Below are 19,169 nucleotides of genomic sequence, written 5' to 3'. Positions count from 1 at the left end.
CAATAGTCGTGTTTTCTTATCCTCTAGGACTTTACTTTATAATATAGATTTACAAACTGACCAAAACGTTTTGTATCCGTTAAAGTTAAATTAATTTCTGGATTCTTGTCTTGAAATAACGGAACTCCAGAACCTAATATATGCGGTGTAATCGTAACGATATATTCATCAATTAGATTATTTTTAAAGAACTCTCTTAATAGATTTCCTCCACCGACCATCCATATTTTAGATCCCTCTTGTGCTTTTAACCTTTTTGTAAACTCCACTACATCTTCATTTACAAACTCTACATGTCCATTCGTTCCTTTTTCTGAATTAGAAAAAACATAACACACTTTATCTAAGTACGGGAATGTCCCTGTATGCTCTACTACATAATCGTACGTTCTTTTTCCCATAATTATTGTATCAATCGTTTCGTACATTTCTGTATAACCGTTATCTCCCTCTCCTTCGGTTTCCATTAACCACTCTAAATCATCGTCTTCTTTCGCGATAAATCCATCTAAGCTCGCTGCAATAAATAAAACAATTTCACGTGACATATCTTTTCCTCCTTGCGTCTCATATTGATAAAATCATCTTATAAGCACTATACTAACCATAAAACATGACAATTTATGTCATGTTAAAAAAGAAAAAGGTGATATATTTGTCAAAAGCAAAACGTTTATTAGATATTCTTATATTTGCTTCTGCGAAAAAAACATTTACAGCTCAAGAAATAGCTGATGAGTTCAATATATCCGTTCGTACTGTCCATAGATATATTTTAGATTTAAGCGATATGGGTTTACCCATTTACGCTGAACAAGGTCGTAACGGAGGATATAAAGTATTAACGAATAGAGTCATTCCGCCTATTTTATTTACCGAAGAAGAAGCAGTATCCATTTTTTTTGCTTTTCAGTCTTTAAGTTACTATCGTGACTTGCCTTTTAATACAGAAATTAATTCCGTTACACATAAACTGTATGGCTCTCTACAAAATGATGCGAAAGCGAAAGTTGATAAAATACGTTCTTATATCTCTTTTTGGAATCCGAAGAGAGCAATTGATACACCACTTTTAAAAGAAGTGTTAACCGCAGCTATTGAAAACAAAAATTTACACTTTCAATACGAATCTAAATCGGGGATAAAAATAAAATATGTTCATCCTATCGGTGTGTATGCTCACGACGGTTTATGGTATTTGCCATCCTATGACTATAGTAGAAAAAAGGTATTATTGTATCGCGTTGATCGTATTCTTTCTATACTATCAACGGAAGAAAATGAAGATACATTCATGAATTTAGAAGAATGGTTTGCCTCTAACTCTAACGTAATAAACATTCCTACTCAGTTACATGTTTTATTAACGACAGAAGGCGTGCGCCAATGTAAAAGCGTTCCTTACCTTGAAGAGTTCGTTGTAGTAAACGAAGACGGGACAGGATATATAAATTCAACAATTGATAAAGGTGAAATTAACTTTATTACCCCTTTATTTTATAGGCTTGGAAAAGATGCAAAAGTTTTAGAACCGAAAGAATTAATAGATGGCTTACGTATACGTGCGAAAGAAGTTTTACATATGTATGGAGACGAAAAAAGCTGCTAAATATAAGCAGCTTTTTAGTCTAGTTGTTCCTATTGTTTTTACTATTGACGAATATCAATCCACCAACGATATTCCGCATTCATATTTTCAGTGCCACTAAATCCTCTGTAATGGAAAGCATCAAGGAAGATTGAATCTAGTTTATCCTCATCTACAAAATAACCTAAGTTAACTTTCATCACTTGTCCTGGTCGGATACTGCCAATATTATAAAAGCTTTTTCCGTCTCCGTGGGGTTCTAGATAATCAACCTCGCCCGTCATAATATTTTTTTCGGCAATTCCATCTTCTTTAGCGTATTTCCATGCATTCCCTTCAGATTTAAGCAATTTTACGGCTGGATGCATATAGATTTCTTCTGTCGATTTTGTACCAATATTTTTCACTGTTGTTGTTAAGTAAACAAATTTAGGATTAACTAATTTTGTTTCTACTAATTTATCAATTGAATCTTTACCATTTCCAATCTTATATTTATCTCGTCTATATGGTATCAATTGTCCCGCTTGATCCAAAGCTTGATTCCTGCTTAGTATTCCTAAGCCCATTTCATAAAAGTTCTCTTGTTTAAAATCTTTGATTGAATCAAAGACTTCAACTTTTTCTATAACATATTCAAGTTTACTGTTATCTGTAATTTGCTCTATCGTTACTGGAACCTTTTGCCCTATATGAAATAGTCGGTTGCTATCTTTTTTCAAAGGAATAACGCTAGTTTTTTTAGGTTCATCTGCTTTGCTAGAACGATTTTCATCATAATCTACTATATGTGATGCATTTTCTTTTGACGTAGGCTCAAGTGAAATGTTCCCTAACACATCCATCATTTGTTCTTCGTTTACATCGGATCCAATATCACTTTCTAACATAATCCCTTCTTTCTCAAAAAAGAGAAAGGCCTTCCTGTCAAACATTACATTGTTGTTTCCCGTTTCTTTATGGACAATTACTGCTTTCCTACCATTTATCTCTTTTTCTTCGTAACTTTTCGAGTACAGAGTTTGAAAATCCGCATTTTTCTCCACTCTCCGAAGAGCGAATGAAAACCCACCTTTTGCGTCGTTATCTTTAAATGAATATTTCATAGCGGTATCATCAATTGCTTCCATATTTTCTGGTAATTTACCAACTTTCAACTTATACCACTTATCAATCTTTTTCGGATCCTTATTTGTTACCGAAACATTTACTTCGTAATTTTGTTTTTTGACAATCATATCGTATACTTTTACTGCACCAAAAACAGTTGTCGGCATGCCAATCAATAAGCAAGCAGCAGCGATTAACATACGATGTCTTTTACGCTTTTTCTGCGGTTGCTCGCCTTTCAGCTTCATTTCCTCCATAAACAATTTCTTTTTGCGCGTATATGTATGTGAAAATTCATGTTGTTCATCCAGTTTATCAAAATCATCTAAAGCAATTTTTTCAGCAAGGTCATACATTTCTTTGGAGTTCTTTGAATTCGTCATTTTGTATACCTCCTATAATATTTTGTACTCGTTTTCGAGCGCGTTCAAATTGCTTGCGGACATTAGCCTCAGTTATCCCCATTACATTTGAAATTTCCTGATACGTTAAGTTATAGAAGACTTTGTACTTAAAAACTTGTCGGTTAGACTCATTTAACTCTTTTAGCAATGTATCAATTTGAACCTCAGACATTACACGTTTTTCCCACTCTTCAATATTTTCATCTGCTACTTCTGTTGATTCTCTTTGATATTCTTCTAAAAATATTTCGTGGCGTTTATTTTTCCGGTAGCTATCAATCGCTTTGTTTTTCGCAATCCTCAAAATGTACCGTTTAAGCTCTTGAGTATTCAAACTATGAAGCTTTTCCAAATTCTTATAAAGAGTAATAAATGTCTCTTGAACTGCATCTTCAGCTTGCTGAATATTATTTAAAATAGAATAAGCCACATAATAAATTTTTTGTTCATATAACTCGTATAGCTCTTCCATCTTTTCATAATCTTTGTTTGTAAATTTCATATAATACCTCCTCTCACTTTATATAACGAATGAGCAATATACTTTGTGACACTGAAGACATGAATGTAGAAGACTTTAATAGGTAAAATCGAATAATAGAATAAAAAAAGCCCAATTTCTCTATTTTAACTGAGAAATTGAGCTTTTTAATATTAGAATTTTCCTGACTGTCCCCTTAAGAACATCCCTCTTATGCTTTTTCAGGATGCAGTATGTTCTCTATCGCTTCTTTTAACAATGTCTTTGTTTCTTCAAAGTTATGATTCTGCTTTTCTCCCGGTTGTACCGTATAAAATTCAGCAAATGCGCGCTCTTTATATCTTGGTACGACATGCATATGGTAATGCGTTAACTCGTTAAAGATTCCACCATTTTGACAAATTGTAATTCCATCAGGTTGATATAATGCCTTAATCGCTTTTGCAATAAGCTTAGAAGCATCCATAATTGATTTTGCTAAAACATGCTGCTTCGGCACAATTAAAGTATGTCCTGGGTAGAAGGGCACATGATCTAAAAAACACGTTACATACTCATCTTCATACACTTTATATATACTTTCTTCTTCATTTGCTAATTTACACCCTAAACATTCCATCATGCTTCCCCCTCTGCTAAAAACATAAAAACGTGAGCGCCCTATTCTCACGTTTTTATGTTTCACTTTATTAATTCAATTGTTTCCGTAACTTTTATACTATCTTTTACAGATTGAACAATCGTACAATTCTTTACTGCAAGTTGCAGTGCCTTGTCTAATTGCTCTTCTGTAATGTTTTGCGCTTTAATTTTATAGTGCAAATGAACACTTTCAACTGGTTTTGATAGAGCTTCACTTCTACCAATTTCAGTTTCAATTGTAAACGTATCGTATGTAATGCGTTTCTTTTCTAAAATCGTTCGAAAAACAATTGCACTACACCCTGCAATAGAAGAAACGAGTAATTGTAACGGTGAATACCCGTTTTCTTTCCCTATCGCCAATGAACCATACGATAAATCTGCCTCTATATCATCATGCTTAATTTTTATTTTCATACTTTGCTTCCATCTCCACTTTCATCGGTTTCTTCCGTTTCTTACTCATATAATAATATATGTAGCAGAAAATGATAAATGGAATACCACAATATAACGCCATTCGTTGTTCTGGAATAAACGCTAAACTAATAACAACGATACTATTTGTAATTAAAGCTAAAATTGGAACAAGCGGGTATAGTGGTGTTCTATACTTTAAGTCCTCTAATTTTCCTCCGCCTTTTAAATACTGACTTCTAAAGCGAAGTTGCGATAAAGCAATAATGATCCAACTTGAAACAGCAGATAAACCAGCTATAGATAATAAGTACATATATACTGTATCTTCTGCAAGGAAGCTTGTTAATAAAGAAAGGCCCGCTACTGCAATTGTTACGACTAACGCTGTAATCGGAATACCACGTTTATTTACTTTCTTGAAAGAAGTTGGTGCCATTCCTTCATTTGCAAGTGACCATAGTATACGCGTTGCTGCATATAACCCTGAGTTCGCTACAGATAGAAGAGCTGTAATAATAACGAAGTTCATAATATCAGCTGCATATGGGATACCGATTTTATCAAATACAACTACGAATGGACTTTCAATTATCCCTGCTTCTTTCCAAGAAATTAACCCTACTAAAATTGTCATTGTTAAAATGAAGAATAACATAATGCGCCATACTGTATTACGAATTGCACGTGGAATTGTTTTTTCAGGATTCTGACTCTCTCCTGCTGCAATCCCGATTAACTCTGTTCCTTGGAAGGAAAAGTTAACTGTAATCATCGTAAGAAGCACTGCAGCTAGTCCATTTGGGAATAGCCCACCATCACTTACAAAGTTAGAGAAAAGAGGCGCTGCTTCTTTTCCGTCGTATGGTAAAAATCCTAGTAATGCGCTACCACCAAGTAGAATGAATGCAATAATTGTAACTACTTTAATACTAGAGAACCAAAACTCTAATTCAGCATAACTCTTCGCTGATATTGCATTTGAAGCATATAAAATAACTCCGAATACGAGACACCACACCCAAACATCAACATTCGGAAACCATCTTTTCATCATTAAACCGATCGATGTTAATTCTAATCCTACTGTTACTGCCCATCCAATCCAGTATAGCCAGCCGATCATAAATCCAGTTCCTGGTCCAATAAACTTCGTCGCATACTTTTGGAAAGATCCTGAAACTGGCATTGCTACCGTTAGCTCTCCAAGACAAAGCATTGTTAAATACATAATAACTCCGCCCACTAAATATGAAAGGATGGCTCCCCCTGGTCCAGCCTGATTAATGGTGTAACCTGAACCTAGAAAAAAACCAGTTCCGATTACACCACCTAGTGCGATCATAAATAAATGTCTACTCTTCATCGTACGATGTAATTGCTCATTCGTTGTTTGCTGCATCTTAATCCTCCCCTACAAGTACCCCTATATCTTGTTAAAATTTTCTGATAATAAAAATATACACGAAAGCGGTTACAATTTCTATATAAAATTAAAACTTTTCTGATAAAATAATATAAAAATTCAACTATTAAGAGCTTACAATACTAATTTGAGGTAAAAAAGGATTTATAAGGAAAAAAACTCTTACATTTTTTGTAAGAGTTAACGTATTTCTAATCTTCTAGATAAAATTGATAAACCGTAGTTTACAACAAAATACATACAGGCTGCTAGTATAAATGTCGGAATCATATAATTTACATTCTGCCCGCTAATAATTTGAGCATTATGCATAAGCTCTGGCAATGATATAACAACCGCTAATGACGTATCTTTTAACAATGAAATAAATTGACTAACAAGCGGCGGAACCATTCTTCTAAGTGCTTGCGGTAAAATAATGTGCCAAAGCGTTTGGACATATGTTAATCCTGAAGAGCGCGCCGCTTCAATTTGTCCTCTTTCGATAGATAATAAGCCACTTCTAACAATTTCAGATATCATCGCTGCTTCAAATATCGTTAAAGCAACAATTGCGGCTGTTATAATTTCTAACTTCAAACCTGCCTCTGGAAGTGCAAAATACGTAAAAAATATAATTAAAAGAAGTGGTAAATTCCGAATAACTTCAACGATAAAGCCTAGTATTTGTGAGATGACGGGTATTTTTGCATAGCGCAACGTTCCTATTACACTACCGATAATAAAACTAAGTACAATCGCTACAAGAGCGACTTCTAGCGTGATAAGCAATCCTTTTAATAAAAAGAGTATATGATCTCCTGTAATAGCACCTTGAAAATCCATCTACACCCCCTCCTTTGCCAAGCGTCTTTCCAAATAACGCACCAGCATACTTAGCGGAATTGTTAATACTAAATAAAACATCCCCACAAATATATATACATCAAACGTAACAAACGTCTTCGTTGAAATTAAGTCTCCTTGATACATTAAATCCGTTCCAGCAATAATTCCGAGTATTGAAGAGTTTTTTACTAAATTGAGAAATTGATTTCCTAGAGGAGGAATTACGATTTTCATCGCTTGAGGTAAGACGACATAATACATCGCTTGCGTATAAGTTAATCCTGAAGAACGCGCTGCTTCCATTTGACCTTTCGTGACTGATAAAATACCAGCACGAATTACTTCCGCAATAAAAGCCGCTGTATAAACTGTAAGTGCAACTGTCCCTGCTACAAAACCGTTGAAAGTAATTCCTATTACAGGCAAAGCAAAATAAAAAATGAATGCAATTAATACGAGTGGAATATTTCTAACAAACTCAACATAGGCAGAGCCAATCCAATTCAAAATACGAATAGGTGAAATTCGCATCACTGCCATAATAATTCCTAAAACAAAACTTCCTATTAGCGCAACTACACTAGACATTACCGTATATTTAAATCCTTCTAAATACATATCAATATTATTCGTCAAAATAGAAAAGTCAGGCACATATTCTCCCCTCTTTCTTTATAAGAAGAGGATGAGCATCCCTCATCCTCTCACTCTTACTATTTATCCCAATTGGTATAAGCTGCTAATCATCAGTAGGAGCTAACCCTTCCCCACTTATTAACGTTTCACTTTATTTTTCTTGCTTTTGACCGATCCATTTTTCATACAATTTATCGTATTCCCCATTCGCATTCATATCTTTTAATAAACTATTAACCTCTTTCGTTAAATCGTCTGCACCTTTTTGCACTGCAATTCCATACGGTTCATCCGTAAATTTTTTCCCTACAACTTCATAATTAGAATCTTGTTTTGCCATTCCATAAAGAATCGCATTATCTGTCGTTAAAACATCGCCTTTACCTGCTTTTAACGCTGTAAATGCCTCACTATAATTCTCAAACTCTAATACTGTTGCTTCTGGTGATTTTTGACGGATGTTATTTGTAGATGTTGAGCCTTTTACAGCCAATACTTTAACGCCTTGTTTCACATCATCAATATTTTTAATATTACTCCCTTTTTTCACAAGTAACGATTGACCCGCTTTAAAATATACATCTGAAAAATCCACTTCTTTTTTACGCTCTTCCGTAATTGTCATTGTCGCAATAATGGCATCAATATCACCATTTTTCAGCATTGGAATACGTGTTTTAGACGTTACTTCTTTCAGCTCTAGTTTCTTTTCATCACCAAGAATTTTTTTCGCAAGCGCCTTCGCGATATCAATATCGAATCCTTCTACCTGCCCTGTTGAAGGGTTTTTCAATCCAAATAAATTCGTATCATTTTTCACTCCGACTACTAATTTCCCGCGCTTCTTAATTTGTTCAACAACTCCGCCTTGTTTCGTATTTGTTTCTTTCGCCTCGTCTTTTTTACCCCCGCATCCAGCAACAATAAGCACGAATAAACATGAGAATACGATTAGGGTAAACAGCTTTTTCATTTTAAGCATGAAATTCCTCCTTTAATGATTTAACACTCGGCTTAAAAATAGACGAGCTCTTTCTTGTTCAGGATTTGCAAAAAATTGTGCTGGTGTTGTATCTTCAATAATTTGACCATCATCCATAAATAAAATCCTATCTGCTACCTCACGTGCAAATCCCATCTCGTGTGTGACGACAACCATCGTCATGCCCTCTTTAGCCAGCGCTTTCATAACATCAAGCACTTCCCCAATCATCTCTGGATCAAGAGCAGACGTAGGCTCATCAAATAGCATAATTTCCGGTTGCATCGCGAGCCCTCTAGCAATCGCCACCCTTTGCTGTTGTCCACCAGATAATTGATGTGGATATACACCTGCTTTCTCCGGGATCCCCACTTTCTCTAAATAAAACATCGCTGTTTGCTCCGCCTTTTCTTTGGAAACTTTATTTACTTTAATCGGTGCTAGTGTAATATTTTGAAGAACTGTTTTATGCGGGTATAAATAAAAGTGTTGAAAGACCATCCCAATATTTCGGCGCAATTCATTCATATTTGTTTTCGCATTGTGTACTTCCGTATTTTGTACAATTAATTCTCCATCGGTAATTGCCTCCAATTGATTTATACACCGCAGCAACGTGCTTTTTCCTGATCCCGAAGGGCCAACAACTACTACCACTTCACCTTTTTTCACTTGTACATTAATATTTTTCAAAACTTGAAAGTTACCGTAATATTTATTAACTTTACGAAACTCAATCAACATACTCCCCCCTTCCCCTAACAAAGCATGTACATTCTTTTTATATTCAAAAATAGGCAAAAAAATAACTTTCAGCTTCATTTTGTCCATAAAAAGAGCAAAGGGATTTCCCTTTGCTCTCTCATTCCTATTCTATTAAGATACTTCTTCTTTTTTATCTTTCCCATATTCATGCTCCCAGAAATCAGCATTTTTAATTCCTAATGACTGTGGATCGAATACTGGATCTTTTCCTTCTTTTTTCTGCTTTTCATAATCCTTTAATGCGATCAATGCCGGTTTTTGTAATAATAAAATCGCAATAATGTTAACCCACGCCATAATTCCTACACCAATATCTCCTAAAGCCCATGCTGTTTCTGCTGTTTTTACACAACCGTAGAATACAACTCCTAAGAATACAAACTTTAGTACGATAGACATCCAAGGGCGGTCTTTATCACGATTTAAGTAAGCTATATTCGTTTCTGCAATGTAGTAATAAGCCATAATTGTTGTAAATGCGAAGAATAGTAGAGAGATTGCGACGAAACCGTTTCCAAATCCAGGGAAAACAGATTCTACCGCTGCCTGTGTATAACCAGGACCTGGCTGTGCACCATTTAATTTATTGACGATAAAGTTTTTTCCGCTTGCATCAAATACGTTATACATGCCTGTAATAATCATCATAAATGCTGTTGCTGAACAAACAAATAATGTATCAATGTAAACGGAAAATGCTTGTACTAATCCTTGTTTAGCTGGATGCGATACTTCAGCAGCTGCCGCTGCATGAGCCCCAGTTCCTTGCCCTGCTTCATTTGAATAAATACCACGTTTTACACCCCAAGAAATTGCTAAACCGATAATCCCGCCAAAAGCTGCTTCTAATGCAAATGCACTTTTTATAATTAACATAAAAGCATCTGGTAATTTTTCAATGTTCATACCTACAATTACACAAGCTACTAAAATATAGCCAAGCGCCATAAACGGTACTACAACTTGCGCTACGTTAACAATTCGCTTAACTCCACCAAAAATAATAAGTGCTAATGCCGCTACTAATACTGCTCCGGATACAGAAGTATTAATACCAAAAGCTGTTTCTAGACTTACAGCAATACTATTCGCTTGAACACCTGGAAGCAGCATTCCTGTTGCAAGAATTGTCGCTGCAACAAACACTAATGCGTACCATTTAACCCCTAGTCCTTTTTCAATGTAATAAGCCGGACCACCACGGAATTGTCCTTGATGCTTCGTCTTATATATTTGTGCAAGTGTCGATTCTACATATGCAGAACCAGCTCCTAGAAAGGCTACCGCCCACATCCAAAAGACAGCCCCTGGACCACCAAAGGCAACAGCCGTTGCAACACCGGCAATATTTCCCGTTCCAACGCGCCCTGATAATGAAAGTGCTAACGCTTGGAAAGAAGAAACACCCGCATCAGACTTTTCTCCTTGAAATGTAAGCTTCACCATTTCTCCTACATGTCTTACTTGTAAAAACCTCGTTCGAATGGAAAAATATAGACCTACTCCTAAACATAAATAGACAAGTGCCGGACTCCAAACAATATTATTTATCCAACTTACGATAGCTTCCAACATTCCTCCTCCTTTTTGTGAAGAATATTCAGAATATACATAAAATTATATAATGCAAACCGAATCTATGACAATATTATTTTAATAAAACAAACATATTTTTGTATAAAAAAACAAAGTATATATTTATTTTACATACTTTGTTTTGAGATGAATGTATTATATATTCACAATTGCTTCCTTCTTTATAATTCTTTCATAGAGTTGTTCTGCTAATTCTCGGAAATGATCTGGCATATCTTTCCCTTTAAACTTCTTTTGAAGCGTACCGTATAAACCAATATCACGTAGACGTAAAAATAACGGTAACGCTTCATAGCAACTATCCGCCAGTCTGTGCTCATATTCATACCCTTTTCGTAACACTTGTAACTGTTTACGAGCAAATTCCGTCTTTTTCTCCAATGTCCACGGTGTAAAAAGAACAGAGTAATAAAGAACCATTGCCAAATCATGAATGAAGTAATTATAGGCAGCGTCATCAAAATCAAAGATTGTTAGCTCTTTTCCATCATAATGAAAATTGCCTGGATGAATATCGCCATGCATAAGGCCGAACGTTTCTCTTTCGATTGGAAGAGCCTTTATTTCATCTATTAATATAGCAGCAATCTCTTTCACTTTCTCATCTTCTAATTCATTAACAATTGCACTCTCGTCCTCTTCCCACGTATCACGGTAGTCAGTTATAGGGTAATTCAGTGTAAGGCGGTGCAGTTGTCCAATCGCTTTTCCCCACGCTTCAAAGTAAGCATCTCCCCAATAAGGCGATTCATCTCCTTTTACTTGCTCACCTTTTGCATATGTAAATAAAGATGCAAAAAAGAAAGTACCATCTTCCGCTCCGATTTCTTCTACAAGATTTTGAGATATTGAATTAAGAGGTCCCGCCACTTTCGCCCCATGCTCCGCAACATACCGTAAAAAATCTAGTTCGGCCTCTACCTCTTTTTTAGAACGATGAGAAGAATGAGTTAAGCGTAATACGTAATCTTCATTATTTTTACCCTTCGCCTTAAAAATATAATTCTCAAAATCACCAAGTGGTTTTTCTTCCACTGTTACATGAAACACCCTTGCAGCTCTTGCTAAAATTTCATTCGTAAAAACACGTTCTACTGCTATCTCCATATGTATCCCTCCTATATATCCTTTATTTTAATTCGACATGAATGTGAGAAGTACTGCTATGAAATTAAATAGTGCGTGGGCAATCATGGCCGATAAAATAGAATTTGTTTTCTCATATAACCACGCAAATACTACTCCGCTTAAAAAATTCACCGGTAATGTGTTATATGTGGGAATATGAACAACTGTAAATATTATTGAACTTATAAGCACACCGCCCCATATGCCATATCTATCTCGAAAAAACGTATAAAAAACACCCCGATATAAAATCTCTTCATATATTGGTGATATAACCGCCGCTCCAATTACCGCGATACAAAATGAATATATTGATTTATCATTTTGGACCGTATCCGTTTTACTATTTTCAAAGGAAATACCCATTTTCTCCATTATCATTAATACACCAATACTAACTACAATCAAAGAAATAACCGCTACAAATGTCCACAAGTAATCTTTCCATGAAAGCTTCCGAATCCCAATATCTGCCCACGACAAGTTATATCTTTTTATGCAAAACACATAAACTAAAAAAGTAAATACAACTGCCATAATAAATCCCATTAAAATCCCAGCATATAATGAATTCCCTAATAGATTTAAAGCATATTTATAAAAAATGGATTCAATTGTTACTGGAACAATAATAAATACAAAAACAAATAAATATAAAATTTCTTTCCATCCCCACATATATTTTAAAGTCATATATACCATCCCCTACTTCTCATTTTCTTTAGTATAGAAGATGACGTAACGTAACTTTCAAGTTAATTTTTTTTAAATAATCCAAGCATAAATTTTTCATAAAAAACAAAAATTAACAGTGATAATTTAATCCTAAAAGGGGTGGACAATGTGACAGAACAAAACAATAACCAACAGACGAATAAAACGAAGCCTATGTTTCCATCACTTGCGGAAAATATTAATTACATTGAAAACAAGCTCTCTCATTCCGATGATATAAAAAAATTAGATGTTCCTTTTCAAAATGGAAAAGGAAAAATCTTATATATCGAATCTTTAACAGACCCCAATTTAATTCACCAATTAGCTCTTGAACCACTATTAACTCGATCTGATTTGTCTATGGAAGAAAAAGAATTGGAATAAAGATTATGCAAAGGTAAAATTTAAACCGGAAGTAGAAGTAAAGATTTTATATAGCGGCGTCTTAAAATAAAAAGGTTGTATGCCAAGCGGGCATACAACCTTTTTATTTCGTATATCGATATACAATTGACTCATACGGTCTTAAGTTAAGATTCGTAATATCCTTACTTGAATCTTTGTAATTTGATAATAATACTTCTTGTTTCATTCCATCCAATTGAACATTCACTGGTGCAGAATACGTTATTTCTTCTCCGTAGAAGTTATTGATAACAAGCAATACTTCATTATTTACAGTACGTGTATATGCCCAAATCTTATGATGATTCCCATCTAAAACATCATATTTCCCTTCTGTAATTACATTGTATTTTTTTCTAAGTTCAATTAACTTTTTATAATGATAAAAGACAGACTCTTTATCTTCTAATGCCTTCCCTACGTTTATTTCTTTAAAGTTTTCAGCCACTGAAATCCAAGGTGTACTTGTTGTAAAACCACTATTCACCTCTTCATTCCACTGCATCGGAGTACGTGAATTGTCACGAGATTTTTGTTTTAAAATCTCTATAATCTCTTCTCTGGATAATCCTTCTTCTTGTTTTATATCATATATATTTAACGATTCTACATCACGATATTGCTCGATAGAATGGAAGTTAGGATTCGTCATACCGATTTCTTCCCCTTGATAAATGTACGGTGTTCCTTGCAGCATATGCATAGCTGTCGCTAACATTTTAGCAGATTCATTTCGGTACTTCTCATCATCACCAAACCGTGAAACAATACGAGGCTGGTCATGATTACACCAAAATAACGCATTCCATCCTCCGCCCTTTTGCATTTCACTTTGCCAATCAGACATAATTTCTTTTAATTTAATGAAATCAAAATCAGCTTTCGTCCACTTATCACCATTCGGATAATCTACTTTTAAATGATGGAAACTAAACGTCATACTTAGTTCATTACGCTCTGGGTTTGAATATTTAATACAATTATCAATTGTCGTAGATGACATTTCTCCAACTGTAATTACATCTTTCCCTTCAAAAACATTTCGGTTCATCTCTTGTAAATATTCATGGACGCGTGGACCATCCGTATAATATTTACGCCCATCACTTGTAGCCGTGGTGCCTTCATCACTTAAAAATCTTTGATCTTTTGAAATTAAATTAATAACATCAAGGCGGAATCCTTTTACACCTTTCTCCAGCCAAAAGCGCATCATATCATACACTTCTTCACGAAGGTTTTCGTTTTCCCAGTTTAAATCAGCTTGTGTCTCATCAAATAGATGTAAAAAATATTGCTCTGTCTTCTCATCATATTTCCAAGCAGATCCACCAAACTTAGACTGCCAATTATTTTTTTCATCACGCCAAATATAGTAATTACGATATGGGCTATTTCTATCTTCCTTCGCTTCCTTAAACCACTTATGCTCCGTCGAACTATGATTTACAACGATATCAAGCATGATTTCAATGTTACGTGCTTTCGCTTTTTCTAAAAGCTCTTCAAACTCTTCCATCGTTCCGTAAGATGGATCAATACTGTAATAATCACTTACATCGTATCCATTATCGTTTTGTGGTGATTCGTATATCGGTGTTAACCAAATATAATCTACTCCGAGTTCTTTTAAATAATCTAGTTTCTCTGTAACTCCTTTTATATCACCAGTTTCTTTATTGTAATAACTATTAAAGCTCTTCGGATAAATTTGATAGACTACACTTTTATGCCAATCCTTCATGTTTAACTTCCTCCTACTTCTGTTTTACTCGTTTTGCAAATAACCATGTTAACGTAAATGGAATTACAACCGCGATAATCATCCCGACAATAAATATTGGAATCGATTTCGGAATGATAGAAATAAATGCTGGTAATCCGCCAATCCCGATAGCAGGTGCTAATACACCATTTAAAGTAATGAATATCGCCGCAATAGCAGATCCAATAATAGCTGCATAGAACGGGAATTTATTTCGTAAGTTTACACCGAACATCGCTGGCTCCGTAATACCGAAGTACGCTGAAATTGCTGATGTTGATGCCATACTTTTATCATTTTGATTTTTAGAAATCCAGAACATCGCTAGTGCCGCACTACCTTGTGCAATGTTAGAAAGAGCAATCATTGGCCAAATAAATGTACCGCCGTGCTGCGCGATTAATTGTAAGTCGATTGCAATAAACATATGATGCATTCCTGTAATTACAAGCGGTGCATATAATGCTCCAAATAATATTGCCCCAAGTGCTGGTACCGTTTCATATACTCCTACTAATCCGGCTGTTAATAAATCTCCAATATGACGTGTAACTGGACCGATAATCCCTAATGCTAATACACCCGTTACAACGATTGTTGTAATTGGCACAACTAATAATTGAATTGCGTTTGGCACATGTTTCTTTAAAAAGATTTCCACTTTACTTAATACGAATGCTGCTACTAAAACCGGCAGGATTTGACCTTGATACCCTACCTTTTCAATTTGGAATAACCCTAAAATATCGAAGTACTCAATCTTTTGTCCCTCTAAACCAGTCGCTGCTTTTCCATAATCCCACGCGTTTAATAAGGCCGGATGCACAAGCATTAATCCCATAACAATACCTAGTATTGGACTACCACCAAAACGCTTCGTCGCTGACCAACCAACAAGTGCCGGTAAGAATACGAATGCTGTATTGGCCATCATATTAATTAAGTCCCAAAGCCCGCCTAAGTTCGGATAAACATCTAATAAATTTTTACCATCAAAAAATAAGTCCTTTGCTCCTAATAAATTGTTAATCCCCATCAGTAAACCAGCTGTTACAATCGCTGGTAATATCGGCATAAATACATCTGAAAATACTTTTACAAACTTTTGAACTGGATTTAACTTTTGGTTTCCAGAATCTTTTACGTCAGCTACTGTCGATTCTTCCATACCTGCAAGCGTTATCAATTCAGCGTATACTCGATCGACATCACCTGGACCAATTACAATTTGAAATACCCCAGCGTTATGAAACGCTCCCTTTACTAATGAAACAGACTGTAATTTATCATTATCTATTTTACTTTCATCTTTTACAGCGATACGGAGCCTCGTTACACAGTGCGCAGCTTGTTCAATATTGTCTTTCCCACCAATATACTGCAACACTTCTTCTGCTGTTTTACGATAGTCTTTCCCCATATTCCCGTCCCTCTTTTCTTTTTTTGATACCGTTTACACTTACATATTAACTCGTATATATAAGTTAGTCAACACTCGTATATATAAGTTGGTGATTTTTTTATAAAGTGAAACTTTAATCAGTGGGGGTTTTGTTCATCCCCCACTGATTATTAGTTGAACCAATCGGGCATTTACGGGCAGTTGATCTCCCACCTAACTTCTTTGCTCCAGCTGAATTTTGAGGTGGGAGTTTTACTGCCCACAAATAGCGGGATAAATAAAGAGATGGAACGATTATTTCGCTCCATCTCTTTATTTTCTTCGCGCCACATCCGAAAAGTGAAAAATATCTAAACGGTGACGTGATTCCGTATATTCGAACTGACTCCCATCGTATAAGTGAGTAAAGTTTTTTACAACGACAACATAGTCTGTTCCATTTAAATCTAAATACTTTCGGTCATCATCTGTACATGGTTGTACTTCAATTACCCGCTGTGAATAGCTAATATGTAGCCCTAATTCTTTCTCAATGTATTTATAAATCGATGCAGTTGCAATTTCTCTCGTTAATCCTGGAATATACTCCGATACAAAATGGTTTATATCTAAAATTACTTTTTCTCCATCAATATTTCGTACACGTTTAATATGATCTATTTCCGTTTTTTCTTTCACGTTTAATAACTTTGCTACATCTTTCGTAGCTGTCATTTTCTCTATTTCCACGACTTCCGTAATACAGTAACGTCCTAAACGTTCATTTTCTTCTTGAAAACTTACAATACCACCAAAGTTAAATTCAATATTTTTGCGCTTTAATACAAAAACACCTTTTCCGTGTATTTTTTGAACATATCCACGCTCTTGCAATAAATCTACAGCTTTTCTTACAGTACCCCGGCTTGCCTCATACTGCTTCATTAATTCCGTTTCTGATGGAATTTTGCATCCTTCTTTTAATTGTTTATTATCAATAGACTTGCTGATTTCTGTATAAATTTGTTCATACTTACTCATCATCTACAATAGCCCCTTGTCACCTTCTAGTTCTATATGTATTATACCACGCTATACTCTTCTGCCAATCTCTCACTTATTTTCCAGTACAAGAAAACTATAGGTAAATATTTAGTCTCTAAAACGTATTTTTATAAATTTTTTTATATTTCTCTTTTCATTCAAAAAAACATGTAGTATACTAACTTCAAAATCAGAGGAGAAAGGGAGCAAAAAACTATGCTTACTTATACAACTGTAGTTACATTTGCACAAAAACATCATCATCATACTTAACCCTTGAAACCTAGCGGAAAAATTACGCGTAGGTACAAGGGTTATTCCCATTGTACCTACGCTTTGGCAAAGAGCCATGTAGGTATTTTTTATCTACATGGCTCTTTTTTTATTGCAAAAAATGCTAGTAAAAAATGATGTTTAAGCAAAACTTACTACAAAGGAGTTAACAAAAATGGAAACGAAAAAATGGGGATTATGGATTTTAACAGCTTTTGTTATCGGGAATATGGTTGGCGGTGGCGTATTTATGCTCCCAGCAAATTTAGCACACGTATCAGGTCCAATGGGATCTACACTTGCATGGAGTATTACAGGACTTGGTGTATTTATGATTGCACTCGTATTTGGAAATTTAGCAATTCGTAAACCAGAATTAAAAGCAGGACCACAAAGTTACGCCCAAGCAATGTTTACCTCCCAAAAGGCAGGTAAAGTTGCAGGATATAGTATGGCTTGGGGGTACTGGGCTGCTAACTGGGCTGCTACAGCATCTGTAATTATTTCCTTTGCAGGATATTTATCAACATTCTTCCCAGTTTTACAAAGTAAGCAAATTCTCTTTTCAACAAACGGATTTTCATTAGAACTTGGAAAAGCTTTAACCTTCATAGTATGTAGTATGATGCTATGGGGAATTCAATATATTCTTTCTCAAAATATTGATAGAGCAGGAAATATGAACCTTCTTGCAACAATCGCAAAAATCATCGGATTTACAATGTTTATTGTAATCACATTATTCATTTTCAATGCCTCTAATTTCGGGGACGGTCAAACATTTATGAATGAAGCTGGACAACCTATTTCGTTGGGTGGACAAATAAATTCAGCTGCTATTGCAACACTTTGGGCGTTTATCGGCATTGAGTCAGCAGTTATGCTCTCTAACCGCGCAAAATCTCAGCACGATGTTAAGAAAGCTACGATTTTCGGATTAATCATCGCTCTTCTTATTTACATGGCAATTACTCTACTAACAATGGGTGCTCTTCCACAAGACGTTTTAAAAGAGTCTCAAAAGCCATTAGTAGATGCATTAAATTTAGCAATTGGTACTAAGGGTGCTTATATAATGGCCTTACTTGCACTCGTATCTTTATTCGGCTCTACTGTAGGATGGATCGTTGTTAGCTCAGAAGTACCTTACCAAGCAGCAAAAAATGGGGTTTTCCCTAAGTTTTTCGGAAAAACAAATAAAAAAGGAAGTCCTTCAAAATCATTATTTATTACAAATGTGATGACACAAATTTTCTTATTTTCAACGATTTCTGGTACTGTTTCCGAAGCATATAATTTCGCTATTGTTGTAGCGACATTAGCATATTTAATCCCGTACCTTGTTTCTACCTTGTACCAGTTAAAATTAGTTATTACGGGAGAAACGTATGATATAATGCCTGGATCTCGAATAAAAGATGGGATCATTACTGCACTAGCATTTTTATATTCCATTTGGGTTATTAAAACAGGAACTGCTGATTTAAAAACGTTCTTCTTAGGAATTGGGTTGTTTGTATTAGGCCTTATTCTTTATCCAATTTTAATAAAAGATTCACAAAAAAAATAATAAAAAAGAGA

Annotated in this window: 18 protein-coding genes and 1 pseudogene; 3 read left to right on the top strand and 16 right to left on the bottom strand. The window is 35.0% G+C overall.

Going from position 1 to position 19,169, the window contains the following annotated elements; all coding sequences use genetic code 11:
* Nucleotides 1–23: 23 nt before the first annotated feature.
* Nucleotides 24–548: a dihydrofolate reductase family protein gene (locus NSQ47_RS23895; protein WP_341038111.1), complete on the bottom strand. Its 525-nt coding sequence runs from the start codon at nt 546–548 to the stop codon at nt 24–26.
* Nucleotides 549–613: 65 nt separating this feature from the next.
* Between NSQ47_RS23895 and NSQ47_RS23890 the strand changes: the two genes are divergently transcribed.
* Nucleotides 614–1,609, top strand: a complete 996-nt coding sequence (locus NSQ47_RS23890) for a helix-turn-helix transcriptional regulator (protein ID WP_341038110.1) — start codon at nt 614–616, stop codon at nt 1,607–1,609.
* 41 nt (nt 1,610–1,650) lie between these two features.
* Here the strand turns inward: NSQ47_RS23890 and NSQ47_RS23885 are convergent, their stop codons facing one another.
* The 12 genes from NSQ47_RS23885 to NSQ47_RS23830 all read right to left on the bottom strand — a co-directional run bounded on the left by NSQ47_RS23885 (nt 1,651) and on the right by NSQ47_RS23830 (nt 12,696).
* The gene (locus tag NSQ47_RS23885) at nt 1,651–3,081 is read right to left on the bottom strand and encodes a DUF4367 domain-containing protein (protein WP_341038109.1); all 1,431 of its coding nucleotides are present in this window, start codon (nt 3,079–3,081) and stop codon (nt 1,651–1,653) included.
* A complete protein-coding gene (locus tag NSQ47_RS23880) occupies nt 3,047–3,604 on the bottom strand; it encodes an RNA polymerase sigma factor (protein WP_341038108.1) in 558 nt (185 codons plus the stop codon). The genes NSQ47_RS23885 and NSQ47_RS23880 overlap by 35 nt, the downstream gene beginning before the upstream one ends.
* A gap of 190 nt (nt 3,605–3,794) precedes the next feature.
* On the bottom strand, nt 3,795–4,253 hold the full coding sequence (locus NSQ47_RS23875) for an HIT family protein (protein WP_341038107.1): 459 nt from the start codon (nt 4,251–4,253) through the stop codon (nt 3,795–3,797).
* 11 nt (nt 4,254–4,264) lie between these two features.
* Entirely contained in the window at nt 4,265–4,642 is a 378-nt protein-coding gene (locus NSQ47_RS23870; RefSeq protein ID WP_002159300.1) for an OsmC family protein, read from the bottom strand.
* Nucleotides 4,626–6,044: an amino acid permease gene (locus NSQ47_RS23865; RefSeq protein ID WP_341038106.1), complete on the bottom strand. Its 1,419-nt coding sequence runs from the start codon at nt 6,042–6,044 to the stop codon at nt 4,626–4,628. Before NSQ47_RS23865 ends, NSQ47_RS23870 begins: the two co-directional genes overlap by 17 nt.
* Nucleotides 6,045–6,248: 204 nt before the next feature.
* Nucleotides 6,249–6,893 carry an amino acid ABC transporter permease gene (locus NSQ47_RS23860; protein WP_078180786.1) on the bottom strand — a complete coding sequence of 215 codons (645 nt, stop codon included), beginning with the start codon at nt 6,891–6,893 and terminating at the stop codon, nt 6,249–6,251.
* Complete coding sequence (locus tag NSQ47_RS23855; protein ID WP_341038105.1) at nt 6,894–7,550, bottom strand: amino acid ABC transporter permease; 657 nt, start codon at nt 7,548–7,550, stop codon at nt 6,894–6,896.
* Between the two features lie 133 nt (nt 7,551–7,683).
* On the bottom strand, nt 7,684–8,514 hold the full coding sequence (glnH, locus tag NSQ47_RS23850; protein ID WP_341038104.1) for a glutamine ABC transporter substrate-binding protein GlnH: 831 nt from the start codon (nt 8,512–8,514) through the stop codon (nt 7,684–7,686).
* Between the two features lie 12 nt (nt 8,515–8,526).
* On the bottom strand, nt 8,527–9,345 hold the full coding sequence (locus NSQ47_RS23845; RefSeq protein WP_033714299.1) for an amino acid ABC transporter ATP-binding protein: 819 nt from the start codon (nt 9,343–9,345) through the stop codon (nt 8,527–8,529).
* 45 nt (nt 9,346–9,390) lie between these two features.
* Nucleotides 9,391–10,851, bottom strand: coding sequence for an alanine/glycine:cation symporter family protein (locus tag NSQ47_RS23840; RefSeq protein ID WP_341038103.1), 1,461 nt, complete (start codon nt 10,849–10,851; stop codon nt 9,391–9,393).
* A gap of 159 nt (nt 10,852–11,010) precedes the next feature.
* Nucleotides 11,011–11,982 carry a phosphotransferase enzyme family protein gene (locus NSQ47_RS23835; protein WP_341038102.1) on the bottom strand — a complete coding sequence of 324 codons (972 nt, stop codon included), beginning with the start codon at nt 11,980–11,982 and terminating at the stop codon, nt 11,011–11,013.
* 27 nt (nt 11,983–12,009) lie between these two features.
* On the bottom strand, nt 12,010–12,696 hold the full coding sequence (locus tag NSQ47_RS23830) for a CPBP family intramembrane glutamic endopeptidase (RefSeq protein ID WP_341038101.1): 687 nt from the start codon (nt 12,694–12,696) through the stop codon (nt 12,010–12,012).
* 195 nt (nt 12,697–12,891) lie between these two features.
* Here NSQ47_RS23830 and NSQ47_RS23825 point away from each other — a divergent pair.
* Nucleotides 12,892–13,089 (top strand): annotated as a pseudogene (locus NSQ47_RS23825) (hypothetical protein); the annotation flags it as partial.
* Nucleotides 13,090–13,207: 118 nt separating this feature from the next.
* Here NSQ47_RS23825 and treC read toward each other — a convergent pair.
* The 3 genes from treC to treR all read right to left on the bottom strand — a co-directional run bounded on the left by treC (nt 13,208) and on the right by treR (nt 17,315).
* Nucleotides 13,208–14,869, bottom strand: coding sequence for an alpha,alpha-phosphotrehalase (gene treC, locus NSQ47_RS23815; RefSeq protein ID WP_341038100.1), 1,662 nt, complete (start codon nt 14,867–14,869; stop codon nt 13,208–13,210).
* 13 nt (nt 14,870–14,882) lie between these two features.
* Complete coding sequence (gene treP, locus NSQ47_RS23810) at nt 14,883–16,310, bottom strand: PTS system trehalose-specific EIIBC component (protein WP_002114061.1); 1,428 nt, start codon at nt 16,308–16,310, stop codon at nt 14,883–14,885.
* Nucleotides 16,311–16,604: 294 nt separating this feature from the next.
* Nucleotides 16,605–17,315 (bottom strand): trehalose operon repressor, encoded by a 711-nt coding sequence (treR, locus tag NSQ47_RS23805; protein ID WP_002114059.1) that lies wholly within the window; start codon nt 17,313–17,315, stop codon nt 16,605–16,607.
* Between the two features lie 448 nt (nt 17,316–17,763).
* Here treR and NSQ47_RS23800 point away from each other — a divergent pair, with 448 nt between their 5' ends.
* Nucleotides 17,764–19,158 (top strand): amino acid permease, encoded by a 1,395-nt coding sequence (locus tag NSQ47_RS23800; protein WP_341038099.1) that lies wholly within the window; start codon nt 17,764–17,766, stop codon nt 19,156–19,158.
* Nucleotides 19,159–19,169: the final 11 nt, after the last annotated feature.

Origin of the sequence: Bacillus sp. FSL R10-2780 (assembly GCF_038006125.1) — a bacterium.
Taxonomy (GTDB): Bacteria; Bacillota; Bacilli; order Bacillales; family Bacillaceae_G; genus Bacillus_A; species Bacillus_A cereus_U.
Note: the sequence above shows the minus strand (reverse complement) of the source record. Positions and strands in the feature narration are given on the sequence as shown.